Source organism: Rhodococcus sp. 66b (genome assembly GCF_002076325.1).
Classification (GTDB): domain Bacteria; phylum Actinomycetota; class Actinomycetes; order Mycobacteriales; family Mycobacteriaceae; genus Rhodococcus_F; species Rhodococcus_F erythropolis.
Map to the genome: position 1 here is coordinate 25072 of NZ_MUZB01000019.1, position 17465 is coordinate 42536.

Genomic DNA, 17465 nt, shown 5'->3' on the forward strand with positions numbered 1-17465 from the left:
CAATCTCTACCGGCCGAAATCGGCCCACATCGTCACCGGTCCACTCGGACCTGTGCCCGTTCCTGTCCAAGTTTGCCGGAAGAACGGCCAACGGGGTGTCGTCGTGGTCGGTGTGTCGGGGATCAGCTGTTTTCGGCTGCTCGTTCGGCGATACGCGCGAGTAGCCGAGAATGCACCTTGGCCGGGAGCATGTCGGAGACGTCGCCGCCGAAGGTCGCAACTTCCTTCACCAGAGAACTCGACAGGTAGCTGTAGGTCGGGTTCGTGGCAACGAAGAGCGTGTCGACGCCCGTGAGCTTCTGATTCATCTGAGCCATCTGCAGCTCGTAATCGAAGTCGTTCGCGCCGCGCAGACCCTTGACGATCGCGCTGAGGCCTTCTTGTTTCGCGTAGTCGACCAACAATCCGTGCCACGACGTGACGCGAACGTTGGGCAGGTGGCTCGTCGCGTCTTCGAGCATCTCGATCCGCTCGTCGATCGTGAACATGCCACGCTTGCTCTTGTTGATCAGCACGGTGACCACGACCTCGTCGAATTGCGCAGCAACTCTTCCGATTACGTCGAGGTGACCGTTGGTCACAGGGTCGAAGGATCCGGGGCAGACGGCGCCAGTCATGAGTCCAGACCGTAGCAGGTGGCCAGCTCGATGCGGGCTTCACCGTAGTTCTTGGCCTTGATCGGCTCGTAGCCCTGAGGCCACACGGTCTCCGGCGAGCGCGACGATCGTTCGAGTACCACGATCGTGCCCTCCCCCACCCATTTGTTGGCCTGCAGATCAGCGAGCATGGACACGACGGCCTCGTCGGTTACCGCATACGGTGGGTCCGCGATCACGATGTCGTATTCACGCGCACTCGGACCCGAGACCACGGCCGCAACCGGAGCGGCGCGAACCGTCGCCCCCGGCAACGCGACAGTGCCGATGTTCGCCTTGATGACGGCAGCAGCCTTGGCATCGGATTCCACGAGAACAACGTGCTCGGCTCCCCGCGAGAGCGCCTCGAGGCCGAGAGCACCCGAACCCGCAAAGAGGTCGAGAACCGCGCACCCTTCGAGATCGATGCGCGCTTCGAGAGCACTGAACAGCGCCTCACGAACCCGATCCGACGTCGGACGGGTGCCGCTCGGCGGGACTCGCAGGCGTCGACCGCCCGCGAGTCCCGAGATGATGCGTGTCACTCTGCGGCGCTCTCCCCCGTCGAGACGACTACCAGCAGGTCTCCGCCCTCGACCTGTTGGACGGCGCTGATCGCGATCCGCGAGACGACGCCGGCGCGCGGCGAGGTGATCGCCGCTTCCATCTTCATCGCTTCGATCGTGGCCACGGTGTCGCCGGCCTCGATCTTCTGGCCTTCCTTGACCGCGAGCGTCACGACGCCCGCGAACGGTGCAGCCACGTGGCCCGGGTTGTTCTTGTCGGCCTTCTCCGCCACCGGTACGTCACTGGCAATGGAGCGATCGCGGATCGAGACCGGGCGCAGCTGGCCGTTCAGGATGCACATGACAGTGCGGTAGCCGCGCTCGTCGGGCTCGGAGATCGCCTCGAGACCGATGATCAGCTCCACGCCGGGAGCCAACTCGACCCGGTGCTCGTCGCCGCGCCGCAAACCGTAGAAGAACTGGTTCGCCGAAAGCCGCGACGTGTCACCGTACTTCTCGCGGTGTTCGAGGAATTCCTTTGTCGGGCCGGGGAACAGCAGACGGTTCAGCGTCGCCTGACGGTCCTTCGACGAGCCCTCTAGCAGCACCTCGTCCTCAGCGGACAACGTCGCTTCCGGCTTGGCCTGGCCACGTCCTTCGAGTGCCTTGCTGCGGAACGGTTCCGGCCAACCACCGGGAGGCGTACCGAGTTCACCGCGCAGGAAGCCCACCACGGAGTCGGGAATGTCGAACTTCGCCGGATCTGCGGCGAACTCCTCCGAAGGCACGCCGGCACCGACAAGATGGAGCGCGAGGTCGCCGACGACCTTCGACGACGGCGTCACCTTCACGAGATGCCCGAGCATGCGGTCTGCGTCGGCGTACTTGGCTTCGACCTCTTCGAACCGGTCGCCGAGACCGAGAGCAACGGCCTGCGTCCGGAGGTTGGAGAGCTGGCCGCCCGGAATCTCGTGCGTGTACACGCGACCCGTCGGCGCCGGCAGTCCGGATTCGAACGGCGCGTACACCTTTCGCAGCGCCTCCCAGTACGGCTCGAGGTCGCACACGTTCTGCAGGTTCAGTCCGGTGTCGAACTCGGAGTGCGCGGCAGCGGCGACGATGGCCGAGAGCGCAGGCTGGCTGGTGGTTCCGGCCAGTGCCGCGGAAGCACCGTCGACTGCGTCGGCGCCCGCCTGCCACGCTGCGAAGTACGTGGCCAACTGTCCACCGGGAGTGTCGTGCGTGTGAACGTGAACCGGCAGATCGAAGTTGCTGCGTAGCGCCGTCACCAGCTTGGTAGCTGCCGGAGCGCGCAGCAGGCCTGCCATGTCCTTGATCGCGAGCACGTGAGCGCCGGCATCAACGATCTCTTCGGCCAACTTCAGGTAGTAGTCGAGCGTGTACAGAGTTTCGTTCGGATCCGACAGATCACCGGTGTAGCTCAGCGCAACCTCCGCGAGGGCCGTTCCGGTTTCACGCACCGCGTCGATGGCGGGCCGCATCTGGTCGACGTTGTTGAGCGCGTCGAAGATTCGGAAGATGTCGATACCGGTGTCGGTGGCTTCCTGAACGAATGCGCGCGTGACCTTTTCGGGATACGGCGTGTAGCCCACGGTGTTTCGGCCGCGAAGAAGCATCTGAAGGCAGATGTTCGGGATCGCCTCGCGGAGTGCGGCGAGCCGGTACCACGGATCCTCGTGCAGGAAGCGAAGTCCCACATCATAGGTCGCGCCGCCCCAGGCTTCGATCGAGAGCAGTTCCGGCGTCAACCGCGCAACGTGCCCGGCTACTCCGAGCAGTCCGCTGGTTCGAACTCGCGTGGCCAACAACGACTGGTGCGCGTCACGGAAGGTGGTGTCGGTGATGCCGACGGCCTTCTGCTCACGCAGTGCCTTCGCGAAACCTTCGGGTCCGAGTTCGAGCAGTCGCTGACGGCTACCGGCAGGAGGAGGCGTCGAGAGATCGATCTTGGGCAGCTTGTCCTGCGGGTACACCGCCGAGGGCCGCTCACCGTGAGGCTTGTTGACCGTCACATCCGCGAGGTAGGTCAGGATCTTCGTGCCGCGGTCTGCCGAAGAACGCAGAGTCAGCAGCTGAGGACGTTCCTCGATGAAGGAGGTCGTCACGCGTCCGGCACGGAAGTCCGGGTCGTCCAGAACCGCCTGCAGGAACGGGATGTTGGTCGAGACGCCACGAATGCGGAACTCGGTGACCGCGCGGCGAGCCCTCGCGACAGCGGCTTCGAGGTCACGACCACGGCAGGTGAGCTTGACCAGCATCGAGTCGAAGTACGCGCCGACCTCGGCTCCGAGCGTGGCGCCGCCGTCCAGGCGGATACCGGCTCCGCCCGGGGTGCGGTACGCGGTGATGCGGCCCGTGTCCGGGCGGAATCCGTTGGCCGGATCCTCCGTGGTGATGCGGCACTGCAGCGCCGCGCCGCGAAGCTTGATCGTGTCCTGTGACAGACCAAGTTCTTCAAGCGTAGAACCGGACGCGATCTTGAGCTGCGACTGGACCAGATCCACGTCCGTCACTTCTTCGGTGACGGTGTGCTCCACCTGAATTCGCGGGTTCATCTCGATGAAGACGTGATTGCCGCGCTTGTCGAGGAGGAACTCGACGGTGCCCGCGCACGTGTACCCGATCTCCTTCGCGAAGGCGACGGCGTCGGCACAGATCTTGGCGCGCAACTCTTCCGAGAGATTGGGCGCCGGAGCAAGCTCGATCACCTTCTGGTGGCGACGCTGCAGCGAGCAGTCACGCTCGAAGAGGTGGATGACGTTGCCCTGCTCGTCGGCGAGGATCTGCACTTCGATGTGCCGGGGGTCGATGACGGCCTGCTCGAGGAAGACCGTCGAATCGCCGAAGGCCGATTCCGCTTCGCGCGCTGCGGCTTCGATCGATTCCTTGAGCTGTGAGCGCTCCGCAACGCGACGCATTCCGCGTCCACCGCCGCCTGCAACGGCCTTGACGAAGATCGGGAAGGTCATGTCCTCGGCGGCCGCGAGCAACTCGTCGATGTCCGCTGACGGCTCCGAGGACGCGAGCACGGGGAGACCGGCGGCCTTTGCCGCTGCGATGGCCCGAGCCTTGTTACCGGTCAACTCGAGGATCTCGGCGGACGGGCCGACGAACTTGATGCCTGCCTCGGCGCACGCCGCCGACAGATCCGGGTTCTCGGAAAGGAAGCCGTAACCGGGGTAGATGGCGTCGGCTCCGGCACTCTTGGCGGCGGCGACGATTTCCTCGACTGAGAGATACGCCCGAACGGGGTGACCCTTCTCCCCGATCTGGTAGCTCTCGTCTGCCTTGAGACGGTGGATCGAGTTCCGATCCTCGTACGGGAACACCGCGACGGTTCCGGCACCTAGTTCGTAGGCGGCGCGGAAGGCACGGATCGCAATTTCGCCGCGGTTCGCGACGAGCACTTTGGAGAACATTCGAGAAAACTACCCCGATTTCATCTTGCGTCTACATGCGGAGTCTCATATTTCGGACTGAATCGAGAAACCAACCCGGCGGTCCTCGCGCTATTCGATTTCAGCTTGTCGTCATACCCGTCACGACTTCTCGAGGTACTCGATCCGGTCGGAGTCCAGGGCAGCGGTCACCATGGAAGCGAGGGCGGGATGATCCTCGAGCGACGGATCGGAGTCGACGATTCCCTGAGCGAACTCCCTGGCGGACTCGAGGATGTCTCCGTGGGCCATGAGGGAAAGCAGTCTCAGATTCGAGGTTGTGCCCGACTGCGCCGCACCGAGGATGTCTCCTTCACGTCTGGTCGCGAGGTCGAGTTGCGCCAGTTCGAACCCGTCGTTGGTCGCTGCCACCGCCGAGAGCCGCTCGTACGCCGGTCCGCCGGGATTGCTTCCGGTGACGAGGATGCACAGTCCCTGGTGCTTGCCTCGACCGACTCGTCCACGTAGTTGGTGGAGCTGACTGACGCCGAACCGCTCGGCGTCGACGATCACCATCACCGTCGCATTCGGAACGTCCACACCGACTTCGACGACAGTCGTACAGACGAGGACGTCGATGTCACCGACGTTGAACGCGCTCATCACGACGTCTTTTTCGTCGGAAGGCAGTCGACCGTGCAGCAACCCGACTCGCAGATCGGCCAGCGGGCCACTCGACAGCTCTTCGAAGACGTCGACTGCCGACTTGGTCTCGGGCTGCTTCTCCTCGGTGAACTGGTCCTCACCTGCACCCTGCTCACCGTCGCCGATGCGTGAGCACACGACATACGCCTGACGACCAGCGGCAACGTCCTCACGGATTCGTTCCCATGCGCGATCCACCCACTGCGGCTTCTGCTTCGCGGGCACGACGCTGCTCTTGATCGGGGTTCGCCCACGCGGTAGTTCCCGCAGGGTCGAGACCTCGAGGTCGCCGAGCACCGTCATGGCGATGGTTCGCGGAATCGGCGTTGCCGTCATCACCAGCAGATGCGGACTCAGACCTTCACGCGCTCGTGATCGCAACTGATCACGTTGCTCGACGCCGAAGCGGTGCTGCTCGTCGACGACAACCATGCCGAGGTTGAAGAACTCCACGTTGTCCTGGATGAGCGCATGGGTACCGATGACGATCCCGGCGTCGCCGGTCACGGCTTCGAGCAGCGCTGCGCGCTTCGCAGCGACCGGCAGCGAGCCGGTCAGAAGGGCGATACGGGTGGAATGTTCGGCCGAACCGAGTTCACCGCCTGCGGCCAGCGGGCCCATCATCTTGCGCAGTGATCGCGCGTGCTGATTTGCCAGGACCTCGGTCGGTGCGAGCAACGCGCACTGATAACCGGCGTCGACGACCTGCAGCATCGCGCGCAGAGCCACGATGGTCTTGCCTGACCCGACCTCGCCCTGAAGAAGCCTGCTCATCGGGTGTGGGCGGGCGAGGTCGCTGGAGATCTCCTCCGCGACTGCTTGCTGTCCCTCCGTCAGAGTGAACGGGAGCATCTCCTCGAACTGATCCGCGATCCCGCCGGCAACCGGAGCGCAGGCCGGCGCCACACGCTCGGAATTGTCGTGACGACGCATCGCGAGAACCAACTGCAGAGACAGCGCCTCGTCGAAACGCAGACGATCTTGAGATCGTTCGATGTCCTCCTTGGTATCCGGGAGGTGAACGGTTCGCAGTGCCTCGTCCAAACCGATGAATCCGTGCTCGGCCCGAGTCTCGGCGGGCAACGGCTCCTCGATCGGATCGAGTTGATCGAGCACTTGCCGCACGCACCGCATGATGGTCCAGCTCTCGACCTCGCGGGTCGCCGGGTACAGCGGGATCAATGCGCGGTCGAAGACGGACAGATCGAGTTCGGCGCCGGGATCCTGGTTTGCGCGAGCCAGACCGGCAAGGTCACCGGCCCCCTTGATGGATGCGAGGGGCACTACCGAATCCTCCTCGCCGACACGAGGTTCCGGGAGAATCAGGTAGCTCGGGTGGGTGAGAGACCACTTGCCGCGGAAGTACTTCACCGTCCCGGAGAACATCGCGCGCACGCCGGGCTTGATGACGTGCCGCACCTTCTGCGGGTTGAAGAACGTGACGTCGACGGTCTGCGAATCAGTCGCGAGCGATACTCGCAACATCTGCCCCGGACGGTTCTTCATCTTCACGACCGCCGCCGACGCCACCCGCGCGATGATGGTGATGTGCTCACCTTCGGGCGGCTCCTTCTCGGCAAGTTCCTTGCCTGCCGACGCGTACCGGTGTGGGTAGTGACGCAGCAGGTCCTCGACCGTCCGAATCTCGAATGCCTCGTCGAGCGCGTCCGCGGTCTTCTTTCCCAGCAGCCGATCGAGTGGGTCGGCGAGCGTCGCCATCAGTTCCTCCAGCACAGTGTCGCGGTAAGCACATGTGTTCGTATATCAGTAGTCACCGACAGACCCGGTTCGATCACTCCACACCCAACTGGAACAGGTCACCCGGCTGATCACCCTGATAGACGAGCACGTCGACGCCCGGATGGTGCGCGATGACGTGCGCCTCGAGCTGCCCGGCCAGGTCGTCCGGCGCGTCGGCGCCCATGAGTAGGGTCACGAGTTCGCCACCGGATCCGAGCGCGAGGTCGACCAGTCGCGCACTCGACTCCGCGACGTCGGGACCGATGAGCACCACCTCGTGCCCCATCAGACCGATCGCGTCACCCGGATCACACGTCCCGACGTACGTCAGCGAACGCTCGACCGCAATTCGCAATGATCCCCAGCGCGTCGCAGCCGCCGCCTCGGACATCGTGAAGCCGTCGTCGGCGACGTTGCGTTGAGCGTCGTGAACGGCAAGTGCGGCCAAGCCCTGAACCATCGACGATGTCGACAGCAGCAGAACCTGGTGAAGCGGATCGCGTGCAGCGGCACTGACTGCGACCAGTTCCTGAGCCGTCAAGGCTCCGTTCGGCAGCACCAGAACTTCACTTCGCTCCATCTGACGAATGCGGCCGAGCAGTTGCGCACGTGTCACCGGCGCGTCGTCGCACCGAAGAACCGTCGCACCCTCACTCTCGAACAACGCCGCCGCACTCTCACCGGCAACGACGGCCAGAACGCCGCGGGCACCGGCACCCGGGAATCGCCTCTCCGCCCGTGCCACCAACTGGTCGCGTTCGTCGACGAGAAAACTGCTGATGCGAATACCGTGGACCTTCCCGGCTTCGAGGCCGGCTTCGACGGCTGCACCGGCATCGCAGCAATGCACGTGCACCGACCAGCCACCGAAGCCGTCGCTGACGATGACCGTCGAATCTCCGAGGACGGACAGCCGCGTGCGCAGCGCCGTCATGCGATCGTCGTCCGAGTCGTCGACGAGGTACATGACCTCGAAATCCTGTTCCGAGTGATCACCACATTCGATCGGGCTCTTGTGAGCCCAATCGTGATCGAATGCGCTGACGTCGACAACTGCGCTCGACCTCGGGTCCGGCGTCCCCAGATCCTCGCGAACCTGCGACTTCCCGGTCACCACCTCGACAAAAGCGTCGAGGATCAGAACCAGACCGAATCCCCCGGCATCGACCACCCCGGCCGACGCCAGAACGTCCAGTTGCTCCGGGGTCTTGTTCAGCGCGATCGCAGCCGCATCGGCAGCGGCGGCAACCACGGAAGCAAGGTCCTCGCCGCTCGGCGTCTTGGTGTCGACGCACTCCTGCGCTGCCTCACCCGACGCGCGCAGAACCGTGACGATGGTGCCTTCCACCAGATCGGAGACAGCCCGAGAAGCCAGTCCCGTCGCCGTGGTCAGTGAGTTCGCAAAGCTCCGGCCGTCGATGTGCTCGCCTTGAACGCTCTCCGCGATACCCCGGATCACCTGGGAGAGGATCACTCCGGAATTACCGCGTGCACCGGACACCGCGCCCCGAGCCAGCGCGTTCGCGACGCGGCCGGCACTGCGGACGTCGTCCTCGATCGTCTCGGCGGAATCGAGCGCGGCCCGCATCGTGAACAACAGGTTGGTGCCGGTATCCGAATCAGGGATGGGAAAGACGTTGAGGCTGTTGATCTCACCGCGACGTTTCTGGAGGCTGTCGACCGCCCGGCGGGCCCAGCGCCGCAGCAGATGTCCGTCCGCGACGGATTCCGCTTCTTCGGCGACGCGTTGCACTTCCCCCACTGACGGTTCCCCTCCACGATGGACAGACTGACGATGAAAAAGAGATCGGTGATCGGTGCAGTCGAGGGTAGTCCGACGCTTCTGCGCAACCGTCATTACCGGGCGGTTTGGCCATTCGGGCCGGAAGCGGTTACTCTTACACGGTTGCCTCGAACGGGCTACACGAAATAATGCTGCACTTTGTTTGTTGCTGATTGACTGTTTTCACGTTCGACTGCACAGTGAGCGGTCAAGGATCGGTTCGAAGTCGAGTATATTCGGATTGTAATTCTGGCTGCCCTACCGTGTAGGGTAACCACTTCAATATTCATTTCTAACAAGGAGTTCGCGACTATGGCTGCCGTCTGCGACGTATGCGCCAAGGGGCCCGGCTTCGGTAAGTCGGTCTCGCACTCGCACCGGCGTACCAATCGTCGCTGGAACCCGAACATTCAGTCTGTTCGTACCGAGGTTGCCCCGGGTAACACCCGTAAGGTCAACGTGTGCACCTCCTGCCTGAAGGCAGGCAAGGTCGCTCGGGGCTGATTGCCCGAGCACAAACTATTGCAGGCTCTGCCCCCGTCACTTCGGTGACGGGGGCAGAGCTGTTTCTATGTGTCTGTATCTATGTGTCCCCGTGTTTCGTATGGCTGTCCGACACCCGTAATGTGCGTTGAGTGACTTCCATCGATGACCTGAGCAAAGTGACCCTCGACGAGGGCGTACTCCGCATCACCATTTCCACCGCCGCCAACGGCACCTCCCTCGACGACGAAGGACTGGTTCAGGGCGCGCAGGCGCTCGAGACAGTCGGAAACGACATCGGGAGCATCCTTCTGGTCGGCGAAGGCGCAAACTTCTGTGCCGGCGGCAACGTCCGTGCGTTCGCCGCAGCCCCTGACCGCGGCGAGTACGTCGCCGAGGTTGCCCGTGTCTTCCACGTGTTCGTTCGCGCGCTCGACGCCGCGACCGCTCCAGTGGTGGCCGGGGTCCACGGATGGGCTGCCGGCGCCGGAATGAGCCTGGTCTGCCTCGCCGACGTCGCAATCGGCGGCACCGGCACCAAGCTCCGCCCCGCGTACCCCTCCATCGGTTTCACCCCGGACGGTGGAATGTCGTGGACACTCCCCCGCATCGTCGGCGTGGCACGCGCTCGCGAGATTCTTCTCAACGATTCGGTGATCGGTGGCGACGAAGCCGTCCGGCTGGGGATCCTCACCCGACTCGTCGGCGACGACGAGGTCCAGGAAGAGGCAGCTCGCCTCGCACGCGCCTTGGCCAACGGGCCGAGCACGTCGTACTCGGGAATCAAAGCGCTGCTGCGTTCGTCACGGACGAACTCGCTCGCCGAGCAACTCGACGCCGAGGCTGCGTCCATCGCCCTCGCGGCGAACAGCCCGATCGGGCGCGAGGGTGTCGACGCATTCGTCGACAAGCGTCGCCCCGATTTCACTTCCGCAAAGCAGGCCTAGTCAGCTGGCATGCCGAATGTCGTGTCACGACGTTCGGCATGCCAGGTGAGTGCAGGCGCAGTTCGATCAGCCCAGATTCCAGTCGACCGGGTCGGCCCCGAGTCCGGTCAAGAGTTCGTTCGCACGACTGAACGGGCGCGAACCGAAGAAGCCGCGCGAAGCCGAAAGCGGTGACGGGTGCGCTGATTCGATGATCGGTGTGTCGCCCAGCATCGGCGCGAGAGTGGCCGCGTCACGACCCCACAAGATCGCCACCATCGGTGACGACCGCGCCACCAAAGCGCGGATAGCCTGCTCGGTCACCGGCTCCCAGCCCTTCTTACGATGAGAAGCGGCTTGACCCGGCTGCACGGTGAGTACGCGATTGAGAAGCAGCACACCTTGTTTCGACCACGGCGTCAGATCGCCGTTCGGCGGTATCGGCAACCCGAGATCCTGGTGATACTCCTTGTAGATATTACCGAGACTTCGTGGAACCGGCCGCACGTCCGGGGCAACCGAAAAGCTCAACCCGACAGCATGACCGGGCGTCGGATAGGGATCTTGACCGACGATGAGCACCCGAACGTCGTCGAACGGGTTCGTGAATGCACGCAAGACGTTCTCTCCCGCAGGCAGATACTCCCGTCCCGCAGCGATCTCTTCGCGCAAGAACTTACCCATCGCGGAGATCTGCTCCGAGACCGGTTCGAGTGCCCGCGCCCACCCTGGATCGACGATCTCTGCAAGCGGCGCCATCAGTCGAGCCTGCGCAACGCGTCGCGGTAGTACGCCGCATTGGCTGCGTACATCTTGACGTTTCCGTCGAGGTGGCCGAGCGGAACTTCGTATCCCGCACGGACCTTGGCGGGCACACCGAGTGCCATGCTGCGCGGGGGAACTTGCATCTTGTTGGCCACCACCGCACCCGCGGCGACGATCGACCCCGTCCCGATCACCGTTCCGTTGAGAACCACGGATCCCGATGCGATCAGGCAGTGGTCCTCGATGGTCGACCCCTCGATGTGCGCGTTGTGGCCCACGACGCAACCGGAACCGATGACGGTCGCATCGATGGCGGTGCAATGGATGACAGTTCCGTCCTGGATGTTGGATCCGATTCCCACCGAAATGGTTCCGTAGTCACCACGCAATACCGCCTGCGGCCAGATCGAGGTGCCCGCCGCGAGAGTCACGGCGCCGATCACCACCGCGTCCGGGTGAACGTATGCGTCCGGATGAATGTCCGGAACTCTGTCTCCAAGTGCATATACAGCCATGAAAGCAACCTATACCGCGGTGGTGCCGGTGGTCGAAAAGCTGTGCCAGCCCCCACCGCTCTCGCGAAGCGAACCGTCGACGCTCACGCCGGAACCGGCCACAACCTCACCGATCACAGTCCAACCCGACGGAATCTCGACCTCAGGCCCGAAAGTTGCTGCAAATCCGTGATCTTCACCACCGGAGAGGATCCAGTCCAGCGGATCGACGTCGAGCGCCTCGGCCGCCGATGCGACATCGAGTGAGGTGGGAACCGCGGCCGAGATGATGTCGAACCGCACGTGCGAGGCCGCTGCGAGATGTCGAAGGTCCGCGATCAATCCGTCGGATACGTCCGTCATGGAATGTGCTGATTCTGCGGCGTCCCATGCCGATTGATACGGCGGATTCGGAACACGATGAGCGGCAAGCAAGTCTGGAAAGCTTTCGGCTTCGTCGAGCAATACGGCTTCGTCGAGCAGTAGAGCCAACCCTGCTGCCGAGCAACCGAACAACCCGGCGACCGCGATCTTGTCACCGATCTTTGCTCCCGAACGCAGAACTGCCGGACGGCCACCGAGATCGCCGAGCACGGTCACCGACACCACGACCACCGGCGACTGGACCAGGTCACCGCCGACCACACCGGCCCCCAGATCGGTTGCCGCGTCCCAGATTCCCGCGGAGATTGCGTCGATCACGTCGACCGGAGTCGAAGGCGGGCACCCCAGAGACACGGTGAATGCCGTCGGCCGCGCTCCCATCGAGACGACATCCGCAGCGTTCTGTGCCACTGCCTTTCGGCCGATGTCGCGTGGCGAAGACCAATCCATTCGGAAATGCCGACCTTCGACCAGCATGTCGGAAGAGACAACCACACGGCCGTCTCCGGACGTCACGATCGCGGCATCGTCACCCGGCCCCAATTCGGTGGTGACCGGTTGGATTCGGCCGACCAGAGATCGCGCGATCACGTCGAACTCCCCCACCTGCTCGACAGTGTGCTCTGACCCGAACCCCGATGATGCGATGAGTGTCTCCAATGCCGACGCAATTCGCTCGTAAGCGGCCTGCGGTACCTTCTAGCTGTGGTCGTGAATGCTTCTGCAAGCTCACGCGTGTGTCGGCAATCCTACCGATTCACCGACGTGCCCTCAGAAGTGACGAGACCGCTGATCGACTGGACCAGGACCCGAGCGAAGAACTGAGCATGGCAGAAAACACCTCCACCGCAGACAACGCCGACATCGACCCCGATAGCGACAACGATCCGTCCGAGCGCCGCAGTCCGGCGCTGATCGCCACCGCCATCGCGCTCCCGGTAGCCCTGATCGTCGGAGTGGTGATCGCGGCCGTCGTAGCGGGAAACAACCCTGAACTCTCGCCGGTAGCGCTGGGACCCGTACCGGCACCGGCAGCGGAGTCGGAGGCCTGCGTTTCCCTCCTCGGTGCGCTCCCCGACAAGATCGACGACTTCACGAAAGCCGAGTTGGTTGACCCCGCTCCGGCTGGAGCGGCAGCTTGGCAGCGCAGCGAAGGTGAGCCGATCGTGTTGCGCTGCGGGCTCGACCGTCCGACCGAGTTCGACCAGGCTGCAGCACTACAGGTTGTGAACGGTGTCCAATGGTTCCAGGTCTCGGGAACCGACGTCGGTCTGGCTGCGAGCACTTGGTTTGCCGTAGACCGCGGTGAGTACATCGGTATCACGATCCCCGACGGGACCGGCCCGACGCCGATTCAGGAGATCTCCGACACCATCACGGCGACTCTCGAACAGAAGCCCCTCGACCCGGCGCCGGTCGCGGTTCCCTGATCAGCGAAGTCCGGTACCGCGAGCGATGGCGGTGTCGACCAGTGTCGAAATCAAAGTGCGGTAATCGATTCCGGTGGCGTTCCACATCTTCGGATACATCGAGATGGAAGTGAACCCAGGCATCGTGTTGATCTCGTTGATCACCGGGCCGTCAGCCGTGACGAAGAAATCGACCCGCGAGAGTCCCTGGCAATCGAGTGCCTTGAACGCGCGGACTGCAAGCTCCCTGATCTGGTCGCTCACCGACTCGTCGAGTTTCGCGGGGATGTCGAATTCGCAGACGTCGTCGAGGTACTTGGTGTCGAAGTCGTAGAACGCGTCCGAATCGGTGTCGGAATCCGGCATCCGGATCTCAGCGACCACACTCGCCTTGACGTCGCCGTTCGGGAATTCGAGGACGCCGCATTCCACCTCACGGCCGATGATCGCGCCTTCGACGATCACCTTGGGATCGTGCAGGCGCGCATGAGCGATCGCCCCGTCCAGACCGTCCCAATTGCTCACCCGGGTGATGCCGATGGACGAACCACCACGAGCGGGCTTCACGAACACGGGAAGGCCCAACTCCGCCTTCTGCTCTTCGGTCAGCGTTGCGATTCCCGGTCGAAGCACGACCTGCACTCCGACGGGAAGTCCTTCAGCGGCAAGAAGCTTCTTCGTGAACTCTTTGTCCATGCCGGCGGCGCTGGCCAGGACTCCGGGTCCGACATACGGAACCCCGGCAAGTTCGAGCAATCCCTGAATGGTGCCGTCTTCGCCGTAAGCCCCATGCAGAACGGGGAAAACGACGTCGACCGACGCGAGCACAGCACCGGCGTCGGAGCCGTCGAAGGAGATGACCTCGCCCTCGCGGGTGGGGTCCGCGCTGAGGACCACCGACGTTCCGTCTTTGTCGACCGACGGCAACGCGCGCCCGCTGATCGCGAGGGAGCTGGGGTCGCTCGACCCGAGGACCCAGGAACCGTCGACGGTGATGCCGATCGGTACGACGTCGTACCGATCCGGGTCGAGGTTGCTCAGGACGCTTCCGGCGGAAACACAGGACACTGAATGCTCATTGCTCCGGCCACCGAAGATCACGGCCACGCGGGTACGGCTGCTGTTCACGCGTCAAACCGTACCGCCGAATCGACTTCGGCACGCGATCGGGCCGGGCCGGAAATCAACGACGTGGTCCGCTCACGCGTCGAGCGCGCGCTCGATGTCAGCCAGGAGATCGGCGGTGTCCTCGATGCCACAAGCGATTCGGACAAAACCCGCACTGACCGGATCGCCCCAGCGCGCACGGCGATCCGCCGTCGTGTGGATCCCGCCGAAGCTGGTGGCGGCCGTGACGAGCGCGCTCGCTTCGACGAACGAGTGGAATGCTTGAGCCGAATCCAGTTCGACACTCACCAGTCCGCCGAATCGTTTCATCTGACCGGATGCCGTTGCGTAGGACGGGTCACCGCGAAGGCCGGGGTAGCGAACGGACCGGACTGTTTTGTGACCTACCAACATCTCGGCAAGCGCCAGCGCGTTGTCGCACTGACGCCCGAATCGCAGGCCTGCCGTGCCGAGACTCCGGTGCGCAAGCCACGTCTCGAAGGGGCCGAGCACCGTTCCCGAAAGAAGTCGCTCACGCTCGATCCGCTGACTCACCGCCGCATCGGAGGTTGCGACGTAACCCATCAGGAGGTCACTGTGCCCGCTGAGTGCCTTGGTACCGCTGGCCACCACGATGTCGGCACCCAATTCGAGCGGGCGCTGCCCCAGCGGTGTCGCAGTCGTGTTGTCGACGATCAGCAGCGTGCCCGATCGGTGACACACGTCGGCGAGCGCGCGAAGGTCGACCACGTCCAGCACCGGGTTGGACGGCGTCTCGGCGACGACGACCACGCGACCCGGTGACGCGTCGAGCAGATCCGCGAAGCTCGCGTCGCCCATCTGCAGGGTCGAGACTTCATGAACGGTGATTCCCAACGGCGCCAGGCGTTCGTTCGCGTACAACCGCACCTGGTAGTACCCGTCCGAGGGCACGACGACGGTATCCCCGGCGACGAGCACGCTGCGCAAGGTCGCTGTGATCGCAGACATCCCCGAACCCATGACGAGTGCGTGGTCCGCCCCTTCGAGCGCCGCGAGCGCCGATTCGAGTCCGCGCCAACCCGGGTTCGATGCTCGAGCATAGGTATCGGACTCAGAGCCTTCGTCCACCGAAAGTTGGTACGGCGCAGCAAATATCGGGCCCATCTGCATGGGCTGTCCCACAGCGTGTTCGCGCGCAACGGCGCTCACACTGCGCGTCGAATCCCCGTAACCCTCGAAGTCACTCACACCGATTTCACTCATTCCGGCTTCGTCCGGCGTCCGAGCAACTGACCGATCGCATCGCTGACGGCCATGCCTTCGTGGCACACCCGATGGACCGCGTCGGTCAACGGCATCTCCACGTCGTAGCCGGCAGCGAGTGCGCGTACCGACGTGCACGACTTCACGCCCTCGGCGACCTGACCGTTGGTTGCCTTCTGTGCCGATTCCATCGACCCGCCCCGTCCGAGTCGCTCTCCGAACGTCCGGTTTCGCGACAACTCGGACGTGCAGGTCGCGACCAGGTCACCGACGCCCGCCAAGCCTGCAAGCGTCGACGCCTTGGCGCCGAGCGCGACACCGAGCCGAATCGTCTCGGCGAGACCACGGGTGATGATGCTGGCAACCGTGTTGTCGCCGAATCCACTACCGGCGGCCATGCCGCAGGCCAGCGCGATCACGTTCTTGCACGCGCCACCGATCTCGCAACCGATGACGTCGGAGTTGGTGTACGGCCTGAAATAGCCGGTAGCGCAAGCATCCTGGAGAGCGAGGGCACGCGAGGAATCCGAGCAGGCGATCACCGTGGCCGCTGGCTGCCCGCTGGCGATCTCGTGTGCAAGATTCGGGCCCGAGAGCACCGCGACGCGCCCCGGTTCCACGCCGGTCACCGACACGATGACCTGGCTCATGCGCATGAGCGTCCCGGTCTCGATTCCCTTGGCCAGACTCAGCAGAGTCGCATCGGGTCCGATCGAGCCTTTCCACTGCTCCAGGTTTCCCCGTAGCGACTGCGAGGGAACCGCCAGCACGATGAAGTCAGCGCCTGCCATCGCCTCCTCGTGGTGGTGGGTCGCGCGAATCGACGAAGGCAAAGCAATGCCCGGCAGATAGTCGCTGTTCTCGTGTGTGGTGTCGATGCGCTTCGCGACCTCTTCACGCCTGGCCCACATCGTCACGTCGGTTCCGGCCTCGGCCATCACCTTGGCCAACGCTGTTCCCCACGAACCTGCGCCCAATACAGCTGCCTTACTCACACGCTCACCCCGTCTACCCGGCGAAGCGGGTCGCCGCCAGAAAAATCGTCTGCACAGAGTATCGCCTGTGGTGCACTGCGGTGGGCAGCCGCGGACACCGAGCGTGATGACTGGCAAGATCGAGGGATGGACAGCGCGGAACCCCCGTACCCACACGTCGTGGAGACACCGCATGCGCGCACGGAGATCGAACGCCCCATGCATGCGATAGTGGCCGTCAAGTCCTTGAGATCGGCCAAGTCCCGGCTCGCGGGCGAACTCGACGCGGACGCGCGTGCAGACCTCGTGTTGGCCATGCTTCACGACACCCTCGCGACCGTTGCCGCCGTCTCTGCCATCGACACCGTCACGGTGGTCACCCCAGACCCGACCGTTGCCGCTCTTGCGTATTCCGTCGGCGTGACGGTCTACGCCGATCCAGCTCCCCACATCTCGCTGACCAACGGCGCCTCACCGCGCGCGGAGGAAACCCTCAACGCAGCGTTGAGTGCAGCGGCCGCCGATATCCGCGCCAAACGCGGAGTGGTCGACCTCGTTGTGCTGCAAGCCGACTTGCCCGCGATGCGACCGAGCGAACTGACGGAGGCCGTGGCCGCCGCCCGAAGCGGTGGACGTTCAGTCGTCGTCGATCACCACGGCACCGGCACTTCCGCATTGTTTGCGTGTGGCGAGAGTGCGCTCGACCCCCGATTCGGTCCGGAATCCGCACGGGGACATACTAATTCAGGTGCTCGTCCACTCAACGGCCAATGGCCGGGACTGCGCACCGACGTCGATACCCACGCCGATCTCGACACCGTGCGCGCACTGGGAGTAGGCCCCGCGACATTGGCTTCGTTGACCAGACTCAAGGCCACGCCGTCGAACAGTCGATGAATTTTCTTTCATCG

Annotated in this window: 15 protein-coding genes; 4 read left to right on the top strand and 11 right to left on the bottom strand. The window is 64.0% G+C overall.

Going from position 1 to position 17465, the window contains the following annotated elements; genetic code table 11:
• Window positions 1-122: 122 nt before the first annotated feature.
• From coaD to B0E55_RS27480, 5 genes are all read right to left on the bottom strand, one after another.
• A complete protein-coding gene (gene coaD, locus B0E55_RS27460) occupies window positions 123-617 on the bottom strand; it encodes a pantetheine-phosphate adenylyltransferase (protein ID WP_003942776.1) in 495 nt (164 codons plus the stop codon).
• Window positions 614-1180, bottom strand: a complete 567-nt coding sequence (gene rsmD, locus B0E55_RS27465; protein WP_003942746.1) for a 16S rRNA (guanine(966)-N(2))-methyltransferase RsmD — start codon at window positions 1178-1180, stop codon at window positions 614-616. Before rsmD ends, coaD begins: the two co-directional genes overlap by 4 nt.
• The gene (locus B0E55_RS27470) at window positions 1177-4581 is read right to left on the bottom strand and encodes a pyruvate carboxylase (RefSeq protein ID WP_080910869.1); all 3405 of its coding nucleotides are present in this window, start codon (window positions 4579-4581) and stop codon (window positions 1177-1179) included. The genes rsmD and B0E55_RS27470 overlap by 4 nt, the downstream gene beginning before the upstream one ends.
• A 120-nt stretch (window positions 4582-4701) precedes the next feature.
• Complete coding sequence (gene recG, locus B0E55_RS27475) at window positions 4702-6963, bottom strand: ATP-dependent DNA helicase RecG (protein ID WP_029255116.1); 2262 nt, start codon at window positions 6961-6963, stop codon at window positions 4702-4704.
• A 73-nt stretch (window positions 6964-7036) separates the two neighbouring features.
• Complete coding sequence (locus B0E55_RS27480; RefSeq protein WP_020907273.1) at window positions 7037-8746, bottom strand: DAK2 domain-containing protein; 1710 nt, start codon at window positions 8744-8746, stop codon at window positions 7037-7039.
• A 333-nt stretch (window positions 8747-9079) separates the two neighbouring features.
• Here B0E55_RS27480 and rpmB point away from each other — a divergent pair, with 333 nt between their 5' ends.
• Together rpmB and B0E55_RS27490 are read left to right on the top strand one after the other, a co-directional pair.
• Window positions 9080-9271, top strand: a complete 192-nt coding sequence (rpmB, locus tag B0E55_RS27485) for a 50S ribosomal protein L28 (protein ID WP_003942669.1) — start codon at window positions 9080-9082, stop codon at window positions 9269-9271.
• Between the two features lie 131 nt (window positions 9272-9402).
• On the top strand, window positions 9403-10197 hold the full coding sequence (locus tag B0E55_RS27490; protein ID WP_019747947.1) for an enoyl-CoA hydratase-related protein: 795 nt from the start codon (window positions 9403-9405) through the stop codon (window positions 10195-10197).
• A 66-nt stretch (window positions 10198-10263) separates the two neighbouring features.
• Here the strand turns inward: B0E55_RS27490 and B0E55_RS27495 are convergent, their stop codons facing one another.
• The 3 genes from B0E55_RS27495 to B0E55_RS27505 are packed head-to-tail and all read right to left on the bottom strand — an operon-like array spanning window position 10264 to window position 12467.
• A complete protein-coding gene (locus tag B0E55_RS27495) occupies window positions 10264-10935 on the bottom strand; it encodes a uracil-DNA glycosylase (protein ID WP_020907272.1) in 672 nt (223 codons plus the stop codon).
• Window positions 10935-11456 (bottom strand): gamma carbonic anhydrase family protein, encoded by a 522-nt coding sequence (locus B0E55_RS27500; protein ID WP_007729328.1) that lies wholly within the window; start codon window positions 11454-11456, stop codon window positions 10935-10937. The genes B0E55_RS27495 and B0E55_RS27500 overlap by 1 nt, the downstream gene beginning before the upstream one ends.
• A 9-nt stretch (window positions 11457-11465) precedes the next feature.
• Window positions 11466-12467 (bottom strand): thiamine-phosphate kinase, encoded by a 1002-nt coding sequence (locus tag B0E55_RS27505; protein ID WP_080910899.1) that lies wholly within the window; start codon window positions 12465-12467, stop codon window positions 11466-11468.
• Between the two features lie 89 nt (window positions 12468-12556).
• Between B0E55_RS27505 and B0E55_RS27510 the strand changes: the two genes are divergently transcribed.
• Window positions 12557-13249: a DUF3515 domain-containing protein gene (locus B0E55_RS27510; RefSeq protein ID WP_080910870.1), complete on the top strand. Its 693-nt coding sequence runs from the start codon at window positions 12557-12559 to the stop codon at window positions 13247-13249.
• Here B0E55_RS27510 and B0E55_RS27515 read toward each other — a convergent pair whose 3' ends face one another.
• The 3 genes from B0E55_RS27515 to B0E55_RS27525 form a co-directional block, all read right to left on the bottom strand.
• A complete protein-coding gene (locus tag B0E55_RS27515) occupies window positions 13250-14356 on the bottom strand; it encodes a D-alanine--D-alanine ligase family protein (RefSeq protein ID WP_024487352.1) in 1107 nt (368 codons plus the stop codon).
• Window positions 14357-14428: 72 nt separating this feature from the next.
• Window positions 14429-15580, bottom strand: coding sequence for a cystathionine gamma-lyase (locus B0E55_RS27520; RefSeq protein WP_080910871.1), 1152 nt, complete (start codon window positions 15578-15580; stop codon window positions 14429-14431).
• Window positions 15577-16575 (bottom strand): NAD(P)H-dependent glycerol-3-phosphate dehydrogenase, encoded by a 999-nt coding sequence (locus tag B0E55_RS27525; RefSeq protein WP_019747941.1) that lies wholly within the window; start codon window positions 16573-16575, stop codon window positions 15577-15579. Before B0E55_RS27525 ends, B0E55_RS27520 begins: the two co-directional genes overlap by 4 nt.
• A gap of 126 nt (window positions 16576-16701) precedes the next feature.
• Between B0E55_RS27525 and cofC the strand changes: the two genes are divergently transcribed.
• Window positions 16702-17451 (top strand): 2-phospho-L-lactate guanylyltransferase, encoded by a 750-nt coding sequence (gene cofC / locus B0E55_RS27530; RefSeq protein ID WP_080910872.1) that lies wholly within the window; start codon window positions 16702-16704, stop codon window positions 17449-17451.
• The last annotated feature ends 14 nt before the right edge of the window (window positions 17452-17465 follow it).

What these genes read in the sequence shown, in the direction of transcription:
- coaD (WP_003942776.1), bottom strand. Translation starts at nt 617, where the DNA reads ATGACTGGCGCCGTCTGCCCCGGATCCTTCGACCCTGTGACCAACGGT.
- B0E55_RS27470 (WP_080910869.1), bottom strand. Translation starts at nt 4,581, where the DNA reads ATGTTCTCCAAAGTGCTCGTCGCGAACCGCGGCGAAATTGCGATCCGT.
- recG (WP_029255116.1), bottom strand. Translation starts at nt 6,963, where the DNA reads ATGGCGACGCTCGCCGACCCACTCGATCGGCTGCTGGGAAAGAAGACC.
- rpmB (WP_003942669.1), top strand. Translation starts at nt 9,080, where the DNA reads ATGGCTGCCGTCTGCGACGTATGCGCCAAGGGGCCCGGCTTCGGTAAG.
- B0E55_RS27495 (WP_020907272.1), bottom strand. Translation starts at nt 10,935, where the DNA reads ATGGCGCCGCTTGCAGAGATCGTCGATCCAGGGTGGGCGCGGGCACTC.
- B0E55_RS27500 (WP_007729328.1), bottom strand. Translation starts at nt 11,456, where the DNA reads ATGGCTGTATATGCACTTGGAGACAGAGTTCCGGACATTCATCCGGAC.
- B0E55_RS27520 (WP_080910871.1), bottom strand. Translation starts at nt 15,580, where the DNA reads ATGAGTGAAATCGGTGTGAGTGACTTCGAGGGTTACGGGGATTCGACG.
- cofC (WP_080910872.1), top strand. Translation starts at nt 16,702, where the DNA reads ATGGACAGCGCGGAACCCCCGTACCCACACGTCGTGGAGACACCGCAT.